Genomic DNA, 15,932 nt, shown 5'->3' with positions numbered 1-15,932 from the left:
CCCGATCAGAGGACGTCGGCCGTGCCGAAGGCCAGCGGCTGATAGCGCACCGTGCCCAACGGCTCGCGCTCGAAGCGGCTGCCCACCTTGCGCAGGCGCAGGAGTTCCTGCGGCCCGTCGCCCGGCCCGAGCGCGCAGATCATCGCTGCGTTGGAGCCGAGCTGGTCGAGGAACTGCCGCGGCACGGCGGGAAACGCCGCATGGACGATCACCCGGTCGAACGGCGCCCCGCCGGCAAAGCCGTCGCGCCCGTCTTCCAGGAACAGCGAGATGTTGGTGATGCCGATGTCGCGCAGCCGCCGACCCGCCGGCTCCACCAGCCCGCGATAGCGGTCGAAGGAGCTGACATGGGTGGCGAGCCGGGCCAGGAGCGCGGTGATGTAGCCGCTGCCGGTTCCGATCTCCAGAATCCGGTGCGCCGGCTGCACGTCCAGCGCCGCCACCAGCCGCACGGCGGCCAGCGCCCCGTGCATGGTCTCGCCGCAGGCGATGGGGGCCGAGCGGTTCTCATAGGCGTTGGCGATGCCCTCGGGCAGGAACAGCCGCCGCGGCACCGATTCCACCGCTTCCAGAAGCCGTGCATCGGTGATGCGCTCCGACCGGAGCGACAGGAGGAAGGCCGCCAGATCCTCGCGGTCGCGCCCCATGCCTTCGCCGGTCGGCGCCATCAACCGAGCAGCGTGCGCAGCTCGTCGCGCAGCGCATGGGCGGTCAGGTCGAGATGCAGCGGCGTGACCGAGATCCGCCCGGCCGTCAGGGCGGCCACGTCCGACTGTTCCACTTCGGCGCCGGCCTGCCGCCCGAACTTCAGCCAGAAATACGGGAAGCCACGGCCGTCGCGGCGCTCTTCCATGCCCAGCGAATAGTCGAGCTTGCCCTGGCGCGTGACCTCGATGCCCTCGACCGCGTCGGCTTCGACCGCCGGGAAATTCACGTTGATCAGGTGTCCGGGCGGGGTATCGAACGCCATCAGGCGCTCGATCAGCGCCGGCGCATGGGTCTCGGCCGTCTTCCACAGCGCTTCGCGGTGGCTGCCGGGCTTGAACGCCTGGCTGAGCGCGATCGAGCGCAAGCCCAGCATCGTGCCTTCCATGGCACCGGCGACCGTGCCGGAATAGGTGACGTCGTCGCAGATATTCTGCCCGGCATTCACCCCCGACAGCACCAGGTCCGGCGGCGAATCCATCAGTTGCTTGACCGCCATGATGACGCAGTCGGTCGGCGTGCCGGACAAGGCGAAGCGGCGCTCGTCGATCTTGCGTAGGCGCAGCGGCGAGGACAGCGTCAGCGAATGCGACAGCCCGCTCTGGTCGGTCTCCGGCGCCACGACCCAGACGTCGTCCGTCAGCTCGCGTGCGATCCGCTCCAGCACGGCAAGCCCTTCGGCGTGGATGCCGTCGTCATTGGTCAGCAGCAGGCGCATCAGGCCGTCCTCTCGATCCGTTCGAGCCCGCCCATATAGGGCCGCAGGACCTCCGGAACGGTGATCGAGCCGTCTTCGTTCTGGTAATTCTCCATGACCGCGATCAGCGCCCGCCCGACGGCGACGCCGGAGCCGTTCAGCGTGTGAACGTAGCGCGCGGCCTTCTCGCCCTCGACGCGGTAGCGCGTGCCCATGCGGCGCGCCTGGAAGTCGCCGCAGACCGAACAGCTGGAGATTTCGCGGAACGCGTCCTGCCCCGGCAGCCAGACCTCGATGTCGTAGGTCTTGCGGGCACCGAAGCCCATGTCGCCGGCACAAAGGGTCACGACCCGGTAGGACAGGCCGAGACGCTTCAGCACCTCTTCGGCTGCCGCGGTCATGCGCTCGTGCTCGGCAATCGAGGAGTCCTCGTCGGTCACAGAGACCAGCTCGACCTTGTAGAACTGGTGCTGGCGCAGCATGCCGCGGGTGTCGCGTCCAGCCGAGCCGGCTTCCGAGCGGAAGCACGGAGTCAGCGCGGTAAAGCGCAGCGGCAGGTCGCCCGCCCCCAGCACCTGCTCGCGCACCATATTGGTCAGCGGCACCTCGGCGGTCGGGATCAGCCAGCGGCCTTCGCTGGTGTGGAAGAGATCCTCGCTGAACTTCGGCAACTGGCCGGTGCCGAACAGCGCCTCGTCGCGCACCAAGAGCGGCGCGGCGGTTTCCTGATAGCCGTGTTCGCCGGTGTGTAGGTCGAGCATGAACTGGCCGAGGGCGCGCTCCAGCCGGGCGAGCTGGCCCTTCAGGATGGTGAAGCGCGAACCGGAGATCTTTGCCGCCTGCTCGAAATCCATCAGGCCGAGGCCCTCGCCGAGCTCGTAATGCTCCTTCGGCGCAAAGCCGAAGTTCGGCGCCTCGCCGTGACGGCGGATCTCGACATTGTCGGCTTCGTCCGCGCCCTCGGGCACGTCGTCGAGCGGGATGTTCGGAATGCGGGCGAGCGCGTCCTCGAGCGACTTGTCGATGCGCCGCTCGGTCTCCTCGCCGTCCTGGATGGCTTCCTTGATCTCACCGATCTCGCGGATCAGCTCCTCGGCGCCGGCTTCGTCGCCGGTGCCCTTGGCCTTGCCGATCGCCTTGGACGCCTCGTTGCGCCGCCCCTGCAAGGTCTGCAGGCGGGTCAGATGCGCCCGGCGCTCTTCGTCGAGTTTGAGAAGCTGATCGGCCAGGGGCGCGGCGCCGCGTCGTGCGAGGGCCGCATCCAGCTTGTCCGGATTGTCACGTATCCACTTGATGTCGAGCATTGATTCCCGTTTCCCGACCGACGAGCGGCGGGATCCGGGTCATGCCGTCAGCTATCGGCTTGCGCCTCGCTTTCGCGCTGCCGCTGGGCCCGCTTGCGTTCGATCATCCGTGCCGCAAAGATCGACACCTCGTAGAGAAGGATCGTCGGCAGGGCAAGACCGATCTGCGACATCGGGTCGGGCGGCGTCAGGATCGCCGCGGCGACGAAGGCCAGCACGATGGCGTATTTGCGCTTGTCGGCCAGCCCCTGCGAGGAGGTGATGCCGGCCCGCACCAGAAGCGTCGCCACCACCGGAAGCTGGAACACCAGTCCGAAGGCGAAGATCAGCGTCATGATCAGCGACAGATATTCGGAGACCCGCGGCAGCAGCTGGATCGCGGCCTGTCCGCCGGTTCCCGTCTGCTCCATCGACAGGAAGAACCACATCACCATCGGGGTGAAGAAGTAATAGACCAGCGCCGCGCCGAGCAGGAACAGCAGCGGCGTGGCGACGAGGAACGGCAGGAACGCGCCGCGCTCCTCGCGGTAGAGGCCGGGGGCCACGAATTTGTAGATCTGCGAGGCAATCAGCGGAAAGGCGAGGAAGAAGCCGCCGAAGGCCGCGATCTTCACCTGGGTGAAGAAGAATTCCTGCGGCGCCGTGTAGATCAGCTCGACCTGCTTGTTGTGCACGCCGGCCCATTCCGTCGCTGTCTGGTACGGAACGACGAGGAAATTGAAGATCGGCTTGGCGAAGAAGAAGCAGAGGATGAAGGCCACGAGGAAGCCGCCGAGGCTCCACATCAGCCGCGTGCGCAGCTCGATGAGGTGCTCGATGAGCGGCGCCGAGGAGGCCTCGATATCGGTGTCGTTCCGACTCACGCCGCGTCCTCGCTCTTCTTCTGGGGCGCGGCATCCGCGCTTTCGGCAGGCTTGTCCGCCGGCTGCGGGCTGTTGGTCGCCCCCGCCTTGTCGGGTTCGGCCGCAACGGCCGCACCGGAGGCGCCCGGCACCTTCGGTTCGGGCGCCTTGGTCGCGGCCTTCAGCGACGAGCGAATCTCGTCGCCCACCGCCTTCATCGGGTTCATCGCCGCACGCACGTCCTTGGTCGGATCGAGATCGCGCACCTTGCTCACGGTGTCCCTGACATCGTCGAGCTCAGCCTCGCGCAACGCATCGTCGAACTGGCGGCGGAAATCGCCGGCCATGGACCGCAACTGCTTGCTGGTGCGCCCGAACGTGCGCAGCATGCGCGGCAAATCCTTTGGCCCCACGACGACCACCAGGATCACCGCAACGACCATGAGTTCGGACCAGCCGATATCGAACATTTCAGCGTCTCGGAAACAGCGAACTGACCTGATGACGACGGCGCACCGTCGTCATCGATGACCTCATGTGCAGGCGATCAGTTGACCGTCTTCTCCCGCTTGACGTCGCGGGCCACCACGTCGGCCTCGTTATGGTCGAGCGACCGGCGCTCCTGAGCAGCCGCCTCGGTCTCGTCCTCCGACATGCCCTTCTTGAAGCTCTTGATGCCCTTGGCAACGTCACCCATCAGTTCCGGGATCTTGCCGCGACCGAAGAGCAGCAGCACGACCGCAAGGACGATGAGCCAATGCCAGATGCTGAAGCTACCCATTATAAAATCTCCCTGGAACGCGTAAGGCGTTCGATCTTCCCAAGCTAGCGATCGTCCGCGGACTTTTCAAACACGATAACGTCTTGCGGATCAACGGAAACAACGACGTCGCGCCGCCCCTGCTCGACAATTCCCGCCCGCATGCGCGAGCGCAGCGGATAATCGAGCCCCTCGATGGCCACGGTCATCAGATCGACGCTGCCCAGAAACCGCCGTGCGACGATCCGTCCAAACACGCCGTCGTCCCGCTCCTGCAGGCGCAGGCCCGTCAAACGCAGGGCCACGGTCATCGCCGTGCCGTCCGGCAGGGCCGTGTCGGCGACCGGTCCGAGTGCCGTCACCACGCGGCCGCCGCGCACATTGCCGTCGATGACGTTGAGCTCGGAAAAGAATCCCGCGGCAAAGAGACTGGCCGGGCGACTGTAGAGTTCGGCCGCCGTGCCGAGCTGCACCAGGCGCCCGTCGCGCAGAAGCGCGATTCGGTCGCCCATGCGCATCGCCTCCTCGGCGTCATGGGTCACAATGATCGCGGTCGCACGGCTTTCGCGCAGGATCTGCAGCGTGTCGGTCCGCACCACGTCCTTCAGACGGCTGTCCAGGCCGGAGAACGGCTCGTCCATCAACAGCACCGAGGGGCGCGGCGACATCGCCCGCGCCAGCGCCACGCGCTGCTGCTCGCCGCCCGACAGGGTGTGCGGATAAAGCCCGGCGGAGCCGCTCAAGCCGACCCGCTCCAGCGCGGCCATCGCCTCCTTGCGCGCCGCGTCCCCCGACATGGCGGTCAGGCCGAAGCGGACATTCTCGGCAATGGTCATGTGCGGAAACAGCGCGAAGTCCTGGAACATCAGGCCGATGCCGCGCTTTTCCGGCGGTACGAACGCCGTCTCGCCGGCGATCTCGCGACCGTTCAGAACCAGCCGTCCCGCCGTCTGCCGCTCGATCCCCGCGGCGATCCGCAGGAGCGTCGTCTTGCCGGACCCGGATGGCCCGAGCAGACACAGGATCTCGCCGGGCTCGGCCGCCAGATTGATGTCGTTCAGGATCTGCGTGTCGCCGACCGCGTGCGAGACGTTCTCGAAGGCGAGACGGGCGGCAAAGCTGACGCCGGCGCTCGTCCTGCTCGCGGATTTCTGGGATGGCGCGACGGCGTCGCGGGTCCGGTCATGCACGTTGGACAGCCCGTCACTCTGGTCGGCCGGCGCGCGCGCCCAGCCTTCTGCGCTCTGGCTAACCCTTCGCCGCGGCGACGGCAACCGGTTCAGGCGACGCGGGCGACGAGTTCGCGATATTCCGCCCGCAGCGCGGCCTCGTCGGCCGGCACGATGGGCGCGATGCAGGCCTCGGCGGCGGCGGCGCGGCGCTCGCCCTCTCCTGCCAGCGGCTGCGCGGCGTCAGCGACCTTGCGCATCTCCGCCATGTCGCCATTGCAGTGGAGGACGACGTCGCAGCCGGCATCGAGGCATTCGCGGCTGAGGTCGCCGAGATCGCCCTGCAGCGCCTTCATCGAGATGTCGTCGCTCATCAGGAGACCGTCGAAACCGATCTCGCCGCGAATGACCTCCTCGATCACCACGGGCGACAGCGTCGCCGGGCGACGGGCATCGATATCCGTATAGAGAATATGCGCGGTCATCGCCGCCGGCACCGTGTTCAGGGCCCTGAACGGGGCGAAATCTGTCCGGGACAGCTCGGCGCGGGGCGTTGTGACCACCGGCAGGCGGTAATGGCTGTCGGCATTGCCGCGGCCATGGCCGGGAATATGCTTCATCACCGGTAGGCCGCCGCCGGCCACAAACCCGTCCGCCACGGCCTGACCGAGGGCGGCGACGGTGTCGCCGTCAAGGCCGTAGGCACGATCCCCGATGACCGAATCCGCACCCTGCACCGGCACGTCGAGGCACGGCACGCAGTCGGCATTGATGCCATAGACCATGATGTCGGCGGCCAGCAGCCGGCCCTGCAGCCACGCGGCGCGCACGCCCGCCTCGGCATCGGCGGCATGCAGCCGACCGAGATCGGCCGGCGTCGGATAGGCCGGCGCCATCGGCGGCTTGAGGCGATTGATCCGCCCGCCTTCCTGGTCGATGAAGACCGGGATCGCGGCGCGCCCGCCGATCTCGCGCAGTTCGGCCGTCAGATCGGACAGTTGCGAGGCGTCGGAGATGTTGCGGCCGAAGACGATGAAGCCCCAGGGCCGCTCGTCGGCGAAGAAGGCGCGTTCGTCCGCCGTCAGGCGAAGCCCGGCCGGCGCGGCAATCCACGCCTTCGATCCGCTCATTCCCGTCTCCTGTGCGTGCACGGATGGTCCCGCGTCAGCGCCGGGACGTGTGTCTGTGTGAAGAATGGAAGGAGCCGTCCCGCGCGAGGAACGGCCCGTCAGTGCGACGCCGGCAAGGCCGGCGACGCTCAGCGCGCCACGAAGCAGCTGCCGCCGGCTGATTTGAGCTGGGAGCACAGGCTCGTCGCCTCGTCCTTGGAGCCGGTCGCCACGCGCACCCGGTAATAGGTGCCCTTGCCCGGAATGTCGGCCGACTGGATGACGAGGTTACGCCCGCCGATCACGCCGGCATAGCGCTGGCCGAGCGCCTGGGACGATTCCCGCGCCGCCGTTTCGCTGGGCTGCGAAGAGATCTGGACGTAATAGCCGTCACCGGTAGGGGCCGTCACGGCGGCGGGCGCCGCTGCGGGCTGTGCCGCGATGCTGGCGGTTTCCGTGGCCGAATCGACGGCCGGCTCCGGCGCGACCGGGGTCGGCGCCGGGGCGACGGCGGCCGGCGACACCTGCGGCTCGGGCTCTGCCGTGGCGAGCGCCGCCACGCGGGTCGCGGCGGAGGCCGGTCGCGTCGGCTTCATCGCCGGCACGGGCATGCCCGGTGCAGGCTGTCCTGCCGATGCTGTGTCGTCCACCGTCTCGGTCGTCGCGGCATCGGCCGCGTCCGTCGCCAGTTCCACCGGACGCGAGGCGGCCGGGATCATCGCCGGGTTCTCGCCGCGCAGATCCGCCATCGACGTCTCGGGCACCGTGTCCTCGGTGACCAGCGTGCCATCCGGCCGCACGGTCAGGGTGCGCACGCGCCGCGGCGTCAGGACCGCGATCGGCTCGGCAGAGGCGGATGCGTCGGCGACCCGCACGGAGCCGTCGCCGATCCCGTTCGACGCGGCACGCGCCGTGCCGATCGGGCTGAGATCGACGCCCGGCAGATCGTTGGCGACCTGCGAGGGCAGTTCCAGCGGCTCTTCGGCTGCCGACAGGAGAGTGGTCTGCGATGGCTTGATGTCGGCGTCGGCGCTCTGGACGCGCTCGTAGACCGCCTTGTTCTGATTCGGCACGGCGCGGCCGCCCGGATCCTTCGGCGCGACCTTCACCGGCTCGGGATCGGCGCGCACGATCAGCACCTCGTCGGAGCCCGCAACGCCGCCGCTTCCGGATGCGTAATAGGCGCCAACGCCGCCGAGCAGCGCGATGACCAGCACACTGGCGCCGAAGCCGAGCGAACGGGGCGAGAAACGTCCCTGCCCTGCCGCGAGCATGGCGCCGGCGGCCCGGTGAGACGCACCGCGAACACCGCGGCCATCATCGAAACGATCGTCGAGCGATTCGACGCCGAAGGCATTGCTGTCGTCCTGGGCGAGACCGGCATGGCCGTGCTGCGGCGCGGACGGTCCGGCCGCTGCCATGCGCGTATCGGCACCGTCCCATGCCTCGTTGATGCGCTGCACCTGCGGCGTCGTGGTCATCGCCGCGAGTTCGCTGGCGATCAGTTCGTCGAAATCGTCGAGCGGCTTGGTGCTGGCCTGCGGCATCGGCGCAGGCTCGACCCTTGCCGGCGCAAAAGCCTCGCTGTGATGCAGCGGCGTGCCGCGCGGATTGGCCGGAGCCGACAGGCCACGCAGCGCGACCTCCAGCTCGTCGTCGATCGCGGCGTCGAGCTGGGCCTCGGGGGCAGCCGGCGTCGTCGCGGAGCGCGACTGGCTGGCAAAACCCGTAGACGCGGCAGAAGCGCCGCGCGGCGACACCCAGTTCGCATAGGAATTGGTGATGGTCTCGTCGTCGCGGGACGGCGCGTCAGCAGCCATCGCAGGCGCTGCGAAATCGTCCATCGATTCGAAGCTGCGGTTGAATTCCTTGTCGAGGACGCCGGCCAGGGCCTCCTCGTCGAAACCGGTCGCATCGCCGGTCGGCGCGGCAGCGGCGTCACGCTCGGCGCGCACCGCAGGCTCCGCGCCCCAAGGCTGATCGATCAGTTTCGCCAGATCCGCGAACGGATCTTCGTCAGGCGTCGCCGTCAGCCGGTCCGTCTTCGAACCCGCGCCGTTCATGTCCCCCGTCGACATTCACACCCCCGCCTATCTTCGTGCTCCGGAGGCGTCCGGCCCCTTCTCGTGGGCTAGGGGACGAACTTGACCAAAGCGTGATCGGTCAGCGCATTTCTTCCGGAGCGTCGACCCCGATCAGGCCGAGTCCCGTAGCCAGAACCAGCGCCACGGCCTTCACCAGAGCCAGTCGGGCCAAGGTGATCTTGGCCTCATCAGCGTTAACAAACCGTAATTCCGGCAGGTCCTTGCCGCGATTGTACTGCGCGTGGAACGACGATGCGAGGTCGTAGAGATAGAAGGCCAGCCGGTGCGGCTCCTTTGCATCGGCTGCCGATTTGATCAGCCGCGGGAACTCCGCGAGCTTGCGGATCAGGCCGATCTCGCCCTCGTCGTTCAGGAGATCCAGCGTCTCGCGGTCGAGCGAAGCGAAGTCGGGCAGCGTCAGCCCGGCCTCGACGGCCTGGCGGAAGATCGCGGCCGAACGGGCATGGGCGTACTGCACGTAGAAGACCGGATTGTCCTTCGACTGCTCGGTGACCTTCTGGAAGTCGAAGTCCAGCGGCGCGTCGCTCTTGCGAAACAGCATCATGAAGCGGACGGGATCGCGGCCGACCTCCTCCACCACGTCCGCCAGGGTGACGAAATTGCCGGAGCGCTTCGACATCGTGACCGGCTCGCCGTTCCGGTAGAGCTTCACGAGCTGGCACAACAGCACGTCCGCCGTCGCGGTGCCGCCGGACACCGCCCGCGCCACGGCTTCCAGCCGCTTCACATAGCCGCCGTGATCGGCACCGAGGACGTAGACCATCTCCTGGAAGCCGCGCTCGAACTTGTCGCGGAAATAGGCGACGTCGGCGGCGAAATAGGTGTAACGGCCGTCGGACTTCACCAGCGGCCGGTCCTGGTCGTCGCCGACCTCGGTCGAGCGCAGCAGGGTCTGCTCGCGGTCTTCCCAATCCTCGGGCAACTGACCCTTGGGCGGCGGCAGCGAGCCCTGATAGACGAAGCCCCGCTCCCGCAGATCGGCGATTGCGGCGGCGATCTTGCCGCCATTGTCGTCATGCAGGGTGCGCTCGGAGAAGAACACGTCCTGCTCGATGCCCAGCAGCTTCAGATCGGCGCGGATCATTTCCATCATCGCGTCGATGGCCCGTTCGCGCACCAGCGGCAGCCATTCCGCCTCGTCCATCGCAAGGAGCCGGTCGCCGAACTCGCTCGCCAGCTTTTCGCCCACCGGCTTGAGGTACTCGCCGGGGTAGAGACCGGCCGGGATCTCGTCGATCGTCTCGCCCAGCGCCTCGCGGTAGCGCAGCAGGGCCGAGCGCGCGAGAACGTTCACCTGCTCGCCGGCATCGTTGATGTAGTATTCGGTGGTCACCTGGTCGCCGCCGAAGGCCATCAGGCTCGCCACGGCGTCGCCCACGACCGCGCCGCGGCAGTGGCCGACATGCATCGGCCCTGTCGGGTTGGCCGAGACATATTCGACATTCACCCGGCGGCCGGTGGCAGGCGCCCGGCCGAAATCGCCGCCGGCGGCGAGAATGCCTGCCAGATGCGCGATCCAGAAGGGCTGGCAGAGCTTCAGATTGATGAAGCCCGGCCCGGCGATCTCGGCCGTCTCGACATCGGGATCGCGGGCAAGATGCGCGGCGATGCGGGTGGCCAGATCGCGCGGCTTCAGGCCCAGCGGCTTGGCCAGCACCATCGCGGCGTTGGTCGCAAGGTCGCCATGGGCGGCATCGCGCGGCGGCTCGACCGTGACGCGCGCCAGATCCGGCACGCCGCTTTCACTATCGGAAAGAACGGCTTCGACCGCAGCCTTCACGCGCGATTCGAAATCGGCGAAGATGTTCATCCTGGACCTCGACTGGTTCCGGCGGCCGCCGTCGCGGCGCGGCCCGGACGTTCTGGCGGCCGGGCGTCACGCATCTGCGTGCCTTAAAGAAGGAAAGGCCGGCTAGCGCAATTGCGGAGTGACGTCAAACAGCCGGCGATGCTCGGCCATGGCGAAGGTATCGGTCATGCCCGAGAGGTAATCCGAGACGCGCCGCGCCAGCTTGTCCGCCGGCAGCCTGTCCGCATCGCGGCTCCAGTCGCCCGGCATCAGGTCGGGCCGCGCCATCAGCCGCTCGAACAGCGCATCGACGATGCCTTCGGCGGTGCGCATCACCTGCATGATGCTCTCGTTGCGATAGACCCGTTCGAAGAGGAAACGCCGCGTCTCGTCCACCGCCTGACGCATGGCCGGCGAGAACAGCACGATCGCGCGGTCGGCCGAGCGGATGTCCCCTGCATTCTTCGGGTCGATGGCGGCGATGCCGGAGAGCGCCGTGCCGATGACGTCCTCGACCATGCGGGTGATGTGGCGTCGCAGGATCTCGTGGCCGGTGCGGGTGCGGTCGAGACCGGGATAGGCCTCCTCGACCTCCTTCAGGATGGCGCCGGCGAGCCGCAGCTCGCGCAGATCCTCCACGTCGATCAAGCCGGCCCTGAGCCCGTCGTCGAGATCATGGGTGTTGTAGGCGATGTCGTCCGAGATCGCCGCGGCCTGCGCTTCGAGGCTGGCGAAGCCATCGAGCTCCAGCGGGAACAGCGCGTCGAAATCCGCCACGGGCCTCGGCAGCAGCGTGCCCGGCTCGGCCCGCGGCCCGACCAGCGGGCCATTGTGCTTGACCAGCCCCTCCAGCGTTTCCCAGGCCAGGTTCAGCCCGTCGAACTCGGCGTAACGATGCTCCAGCGCCGTGACGATCCGCAGCGACTGCGCGTTGTGGTCGAAGCCGCCATAGGCCGCCATTTGCCGGTCGAGGGCCCGCTCGCCGGCATGGCCGAAGGGCGTGTGGCCGAAATCGTGGACCAGCGCGATGGCCTCGGTCAGATCCTCGTCGAGCCGCAGCGCCCGGGCGAAGGCGCGGGCGATCTGCGACACTTCGATCGTGTGGGTCAGGCGGGTGCGGAAATGGTCACCCTCGTCGGCGACGAAGACCTGGGTCTTGTGCTTCAGCCGGCGAAAGGCGGTCGAATGGACGATCCGGTCGCGATCGCGCTGAAACGGCGTGCGGGTGCGGCTGGCGGGTTCGGGATAGAGGCGGCCGCGGGATTCCTCGGGCTGCACGGCGTAAGGGGCACGGGCGATGCCGCCCATCCCGATCCGCGCGAATGCCGCGTCGCGTGTTCCCTGGGATTCATCCATCGCGAAACGATCCGTCCCGATTGACCGGCCAACCCGGCGTCCATACTTAAGTGTCAGCCCTCGAACAAGGAGCGGCGCGCCAGCCAACGACGCGCCGAACGGCAAGATGAGCGACACCACCGATCACACCGTCACCGTTTCCGAAGCCGCAGCCCGGCGGATCGCGGCGATCCTGTCGAAAAGCGACGACGCCGATTCGCTGCGCATTTCCGTCGAAGGCGGCGGATGCTCGGGCTTTTCCTACAAATACGACCTGACCAGCGGCCGCGAGGAGGACGACATCATCCTCGAGCGCGACGGCGCGCGGGTCGTTATCGACCCAGTCTCGATCGTCTATATGGAAGGCTCGGTGGTCGATTTCGTCGACGACCTGATGGGCCAGTCCTTCCAGATCCGCAATCCCAACGCCGTCGCCTCCTGCGGCTGCGGCACGTCCTTCTCGGTCTGACGCCCCCGTGCTGATCGCGACCTGGAACATCAACGGCGTCAAGGCCCGCCTCGACGCCCTTCTCGCCTGGCTGCGGGAACGTTCGCCCGACATCGCCTGCCTGCAGGAGATCAAGAATGTCGACGAGACCTTCCCGCGCGAGGCGCTCGAGGCGCTCGGCTACCATGTGGAGACGCATGGCCAGAAGGGCTTCAACGGCGTCGCGCTCCTGTCGAAGGAGAAGCCGGTCTCGATCGAGCCGCGGCTGCCGGGCGACAGCAGCGACGAGCATGCCCGCTTCATTGAGGGCGTCTGGGATTTCCACGGCCGCCCCTTGCGGGTCGCTTCGCTCTACCTGCCCAACGGCAATCCGCTGGGCACCGAGAAATTCACCTACAAGCTCGCCTGGATGCAGCGTCTCCACGCCCATGCCCGCGAAAGCATGGCCCGCGAGGAACTGCTGGTGCTGGCCGGCGACTACAACATCATCCCCGAACGCACCGACGCGGCGCGGCCCGACAACTGGACGGGCGACGCCCTCTTCCAGCCCGAGAGCCGCGCGGCCTATCGCCGGCTCATCAATCTGGGGCTGAGTGACGCGATCCGCGCCACGACCGATGCCGACGGCACCTACAGTTTCTGGGATTATCAGGCCGGTGCCTGGCAGAAGAACAACGGCATCCGCATCGACCATCTGCTGCTGTCGCCCGAGGCGCAGGACCGGATGGCATCGGCGGGGATCGACCGGCATGTGCGCGGCTGGGAAAAGCCGTCGGACCACGTCCCGGTGCTGGTCGAACTGGCAGCCTGAGCCGCTCTGACGCATTCCATCGGAGCGCAGACGCGGCCGTCGCAAACTATCCGCAGATGATCAGTTCTTGGTGCTGACCATGCCGGTCGCGGACGCGATCTGCTGCTCGGCATAGGCGAGCGCGGTGCGCCGTTCGTTTTCCGAGGCGATCGCGAAGATCTCTTCCTGCAGCGGACGGATCCACTTTTCGTCGCGCGGCGAGGCCTGCTTCAGCGCCATGGTCAGCATGCCGAGCCCGCGCACCGGCTGGGCCGGCAGCGAGATGCGGTCACCGTCGAACAGCAGATAGCCGAGCAGCGCCGCGGCGCCGACATTGCCCTTCTCGGCGGCCAGATTCAGCCAGCGCGCCGCCTGCCGGGGATTGGCCTTGCCGCCCTCCCCGTTCAGCGTCATGCGGCCCAGTTCGAACTGCGCCTTGGCGTCGCCGAAATAGGACGCGGCGTGGAAGTAGAACTGCCGCGCACGCTGCAGGTCCACCGCCACCGGACTGCCCGAGATTCCCACGCGCAGATAGTCGGCCAGCGCGACGACCGCGCTGGAGACGTAGGCGGCATTGGTGAAGTTGCCTTCCTCCTCGCCCTGATCGCGCACGATCTGTTCGAAGATCTTGAAGGCCTCGTAGTCGTTCTCCGGCACGCCGTCGCCCTCGGCATACATCCGGCCGAGCTTCCAGCGCGCGCCGGGATGTCCCTTGTCGGCGGCGTAGCGCAGCGCCTCGAAGGCTTCCACCTTCTCGCCGCGCTGATAGGCCTTGAAGCCGAAGGAGAAGAGTTCCAGCGGTCCTGCGTCGGGATTGACCCTGGCCGCCGGGTCGAGCGCAAGCGCCGACCCGCCGACACTGCCAAGCAGCGTCAACGCCAGGATCGAGACCGACAGGAACGAACTAGAGGTCCGCATAACAGTGCTTTTCCGCCGCTCCGCCCGGATGTGTCACTGCGCCGAGGCGCGCCGTGCCGACCTGCTGGGCGTATTTCCAGATGGCACCGGACTGGTAGTCGGTTTCGCGGGGCTTCCAGTCTTCGGCCCGCTTCTTCATGTCGTCATCCGACACGTCCACGTCCAGTGTCCCGGCGACGGCATCGATGGTGATGATGTCGCCATCGCGCAGCAGGCCGATCGGACCGCCGAGCGCCGCTTCCGGGCCGACATGGCCGATGCAGAAGCCGCGGGTCGCGCCGGAGAACCGGCCGTCGGTGATCAGCGCGACCTTGTCGCCCATGCCCTGGCCGTAGAGCGCCGCCGTGGTCGACAGCATCTCGCGCATGCCGGGTCCGCCGCGCGGGCCCTCGTAGCGGATGACGAGAACCTCGCCTTCCTTGTACTGGCGCTTGGCGACGGCCTCGTAGCATTCCTCTTCCGAATCGAAGCAGCGCGCCGGGCCGGAGAACCGCAGGTTCTTCATGCCCGCCACCTTCACGATGGCGCCGTCCTGGGCGAGGTTGCCCTTCAGGCCGACGACGCCGCCGGTCTCGGTGATCGGCGTGTTGGCCGGATGGATGACGTCCTGGTTCGGGTTCCAGGTCACCTTCGCCATGTTCTCGGCAATGGTGCGGCCGGTGACGGTCATGCAGTCGCCGTGCAGATAGCCATGGTCCAGCATGGTCTTCATCAGCATCGGGATGCCGCCGGCCTCGAACATGTCCTTGGCGACGTATTTGCCGCCCGGCTTGAGGTTGGCGATGTAGGGCGTCTTGCGGAAGATCTCCGCGACGTCGAACAGGTCGAACTCGATGCCGCATTCATGCGCGATCGCCGGCAGATGCAGGGCGCCATTGGTCGAACCGCCGGTCGCCGCGACGACGGCGGCGGCGTTCTCCAGCGCCTTGCGGGTGACGATGTCGCGCGGCCGGATGTTGCGGGCCAGGAGCTCCATGACGATCTCGCCCGACGCGTAGCAGAACTTGTCGCGGATCTCGTAGGGCGCCGGCGCACCGCAGGAATAGGGCAGCGCCAGGCCGATGGCCTCGGCCACGGTCGCCATGGTGTTGGCGGTGAACTGCGCGCCGCAGGAACCGGCCGACGGACAGGCGACCTGCTCGATCTCGTCGAGATCGTCATCGTTCATCTCGCCGACCGAATGCTTGCCGACCGCCTCGAAGATGTCCTGGACGGTGACCTGCTGGCCGCGGAAATTGCCCGGCAGGATCGACCCGCCATAGATGAAGACCGACGGCACGTTCAGGCGAACCATCGCCATCATCATGCCCGGAAGCGACTTGTCGCAGCCGGCCAGACCCACCAGCGCGTCATAGGCATGGCCGCGCATGGTCAGCTCGACCGAATCGGCGATGAGGTCGCGCGAGACCAGCGAGGCCTTCATGCCCTGATGGCCCATGGCGATGCCGTCGGTGACGGTGATGGTGCAGAATTCGCGCGGCGTGCCGCGGGCTGCCGCGACGCCCTTCTTGACGACCTGCGCCTGGCGCATCAGCGAGATGTTGCACGGCGCGGCCTCGTTCCAGCAGGAGGCGACGCCGACCAGCGGCTGATGGATCTCTTCCTTGGTGAGACCCATGGCGTAGAGATACGAGCGGTGCGGCGCGCGCGACGGCCCCTCGGTCACATGCCGGCTGGGCAGGTTCTTCTTGTCGATCGAATGCGCGTCCATCGGTCCCCCTCGTACACAACGCTGTTCATGGCCCGCCTCGACGCCGCGCCCGATCAGCACCTCTGGGGTGAGCGGGTTTTGTGGCGGCAACGGGGCATGGCTCCCCGCGGCGGACTATAGGCGATGCTCCGCTGCAATAGTGTTGCAGCGATCCCACAAGCAGCGAATTCGCCTCGATGCCCGCGAGAGGGTCCCGGCCAGCAAAAAGGCGCGCCCTGCGGACGCGCCTTCCTTGTGTTTCAACGAGTTG

15 protein-coding genes are annotated in these 15,932 nt (G+C 67.6%); 2 read left to right on the top strand and 13 right to left on the bottom strand.

Annotation, left to right across the window (positions count from 1 at the left end):
* Positions 1-5 precede the first annotated feature (5 nt).
* The 11 genes from J3367_RS04770 to J3367_RS04720 form a co-directional block, all read right to left on the bottom strand.
* On the bottom strand, positions 6-668 hold the full coding sequence (locus tag J3367_RS04770) for a protein-L-isoaspartate(D-aspartate) O-methyltransferase (RefSeq protein WP_051141623.1): 663 nt from the start codon (positions 666-668) through the stop codon (positions 6-8).
* Positions 668-1,423, bottom strand: coding sequence for a 5'/3'-nucleotidase SurE (gene surE / locus J3367_RS04765; protein WP_024351446.1), 756 nt, complete (start codon positions 1,421-1,423; stop codon positions 668-670). The genes J3367_RS04770 and surE overlap by 1 nt, the downstream gene beginning before the upstream one ends.
* Positions 1,423-2,706: a serine--tRNA ligase gene (serS, locus tag J3367_RS04760; protein WP_024351447.1), complete on the bottom strand. Its 1,284-nt coding sequence runs from the start codon at positions 2,704-2,706 to the stop codon at positions 1,423-1,425. Before serS ends, surE begins: the two co-directional genes overlap by 1 nt.
* Before the next feature lie 47 nt (positions 2,707-2,753).
* Positions 2,754-3,569 (bottom strand): twin-arginine translocase subunit TatC, encoded by an 816-nt coding sequence (gene tatC / locus J3367_RS04755; protein ID WP_024351448.1) that lies wholly within the window; start codon positions 3,567-3,569, stop codon positions 2,754-2,756.
* On the bottom strand, positions 3,566-3,979 hold the full coding sequence (gene tatB, locus J3367_RS04750) for a Sec-independent protein translocase protein TatB (RefSeq protein WP_244495435.1): 414 nt from the start codon (positions 3,977-3,979) through the stop codon (positions 3,566-3,568). Before tatB ends, tatC begins: the two co-directional genes overlap by 4 nt.
* A gap of 116 nt (positions 3,980-4,095) precedes the next feature.
* Entirely contained in the window at positions 4,096-4,329 is a 234-nt protein-coding gene (locus tag J3367_RS04745) for a twin-arginine translocase TatA/TatE family subunit (RefSeq protein WP_024351449.1), read from the bottom strand.
* A 44-nt stretch (positions 4,330-4,373) separates the two neighbouring features.
* Positions 4,374-5,498, bottom strand: a complete 1,125-nt coding sequence (locus J3367_RS04740) for an ABC transporter ATP-binding protein (protein WP_024351450.1) — start codon at positions 5,496-5,498, stop codon at positions 4,374-4,376.
* 89 nt (positions 5,499-5,587) lie between these two features.
* A complete protein-coding gene (nagZ, locus tag J3367_RS04735) occupies positions 5,588-6,607 on the bottom strand; it encodes a beta-N-acetylhexosaminidase (RefSeq protein WP_024351451.1) in 1,020 nt (339 codons plus the stop codon).
* Between the two features lie 128 nt (positions 6,608-6,735).
* Positions 6,736-8,664, bottom strand: a complete 1,929-nt coding sequence (locus J3367_RS04730; RefSeq protein WP_024351452.1) for an SPOR domain-containing protein — start codon at positions 8,662-8,664, stop codon at positions 6,736-6,738.
* Positions 8,665-8,749: 85 nt separating this feature from the next.
* Complete coding sequence (gene argS / locus J3367_RS04725; protein WP_421460277.1) at positions 8,750-10,501, bottom strand: arginine--tRNA ligase; 1,752 nt, start codon at positions 10,499-10,501, stop codon at positions 8,750-8,752.
* A 102-nt stretch (positions 10,502-10,603) separates the two neighbouring features.
* Positions 10,604-11,836, bottom strand: coding sequence for a deoxyguanosinetriphosphate triphosphohydrolase (locus J3367_RS04720; protein ID WP_024351454.1), 1,233 nt, complete (start codon positions 11,834-11,836; stop codon positions 10,604-10,606).
* Positions 11,837-11,942: 106 nt separating this feature from the next.
* On the opposite strand from J3367_RS04720, the gene erpA reads away from it, so the two are divergent.
* Together erpA and xth are read left to right on the top strand one after the other, a co-directional pair.
* Complete coding sequence (erpA, locus tag J3367_RS04715; RefSeq protein ID WP_024351455.1) at positions 11,943-12,284, top strand: iron-sulfur cluster insertion protein ErpA; 342 nt, start codon at positions 11,943-11,945, stop codon at positions 12,282-12,284.
* A 7-nt stretch (positions 12,285-12,291) separates the two neighbouring features.
* Positions 12,292-13,074: an exodeoxyribonuclease III gene (xth, locus tag J3367_RS04710; RefSeq protein ID WP_024351456.1), complete on the top strand. Its 783-nt coding sequence runs from the start codon at positions 12,292-12,294 to the stop codon at positions 13,072-13,074.
* Positions 13,075-13,134: 60 nt separating this feature from the next.
* Here xth and J3367_RS04705 read toward each other — a convergent pair whose 3' ends face one another.
* Positions 13,135-13,971, bottom strand: coding sequence for a tetratricopeptide repeat protein (locus tag J3367_RS04705; RefSeq protein WP_024351457.1), 837 nt, complete (start codon positions 13,969-13,971; stop codon positions 13,135-13,137).
* The gene (ilvD, locus tag J3367_RS04700; RefSeq protein WP_024351458.1) at positions 13,958-15,682 is read right to left on the bottom strand and encodes a dihydroxy-acid dehydratase; all 1,725 of its coding nucleotides are present in this window, start codon (positions 15,680-15,682) and stop codon (positions 13,958-13,960) included. The genes J3367_RS04705 and ilvD overlap by 14 nt, the downstream gene beginning before the upstream one ends.
* Positions 15,683-15,932: the final 250 nt, after the last annotated feature.

Source organism: Aurantimonas sp. NFXS3, assembly GCF_049132005.1.
Classification (GTDB): Bacteria; Pseudomonadota; Alphaproteobacteria; order Rhizobiales; family Rhizobiaceae; genus Aurantimonas; species Aurantimonas coralicida.
Note: the sequence above shows the minus strand (reverse complement) of the source record. Positions and strands in the feature narration are given on the sequence as shown.

Bases quoted from the DNA above. Each gene is read 5' to 3' on its own strand.
- nagZ (WP_024351451.1), bottom strand. From the start codon at position 6,607: ATGAGCGGATCGAAGGCGTGGATTGCCGCGCCGGCCGGGCTTCGCCTG.
- J3367_RS04730 (WP_024351452.1), bottom strand. From the start codon at position 8,664: ATGTCGACGGGGGACATGAACGGCGCGGGTTCGAAGACGGACCGGCTG.
- J3367_RS04705 (WP_024351457.1), bottom strand. From the start codon at position 13,971: ATGCGGACCTCTAGTTCGTTCCTGTCGGTCTCGATCCTGGCGTTGACG.
- J3367_RS04720 (WP_024351454.1), bottom strand. From the start codon at position 11,836: ATGGATGAATCCCAGGGAACACGCGACGCGGCATTCGCGCGGATCGGG.
- J3367_RS04770 (WP_051141623.1), bottom strand. From the start codon at position 668: ATGGCGCCGACCGGCGAAGGCATGGGGCGCGACCGCGAGGATCTGGCG.
- J3367_RS04745 (WP_024351449.1), bottom strand. From the start codon at position 4,329: ATGGGTAGCTTCAGCATCTGGCATTGGCTCATCGTCCTTGCGGTCGTG.
- serS (WP_024351447.1), bottom strand. From the start codon at position 2,706: ATGCTCGACATCAAGTGGATACGTGACAATCCGGACAAGCTGGATGCG.
- erpA (WP_024351455.1), top strand. From the start codon at position 11,943: ATGAGCGACACCACCGATCACACCGTCACCGTTTCCGAAGCCGCAGCC.
- surE (WP_024351446.1), bottom strand. From the start codon at position 1,423: ATGCGCCTGCTGCTGACCAATGACGACGGCATCCACGCCGAAGGGCTT.
- argS (WP_421460277.1), bottom strand. From the start codon at position 10,501: ATGAACATCTTCGCCGATTTCGAATCGCGCGTGAAGGCTGCGGTCGAA.
- ilvD (WP_024351458.1), bottom strand. From the start codon at position 15,682: ATGGACGCGCATTCGATCGACAAGAAGAACCTGCCCAGCCGGCATGTG.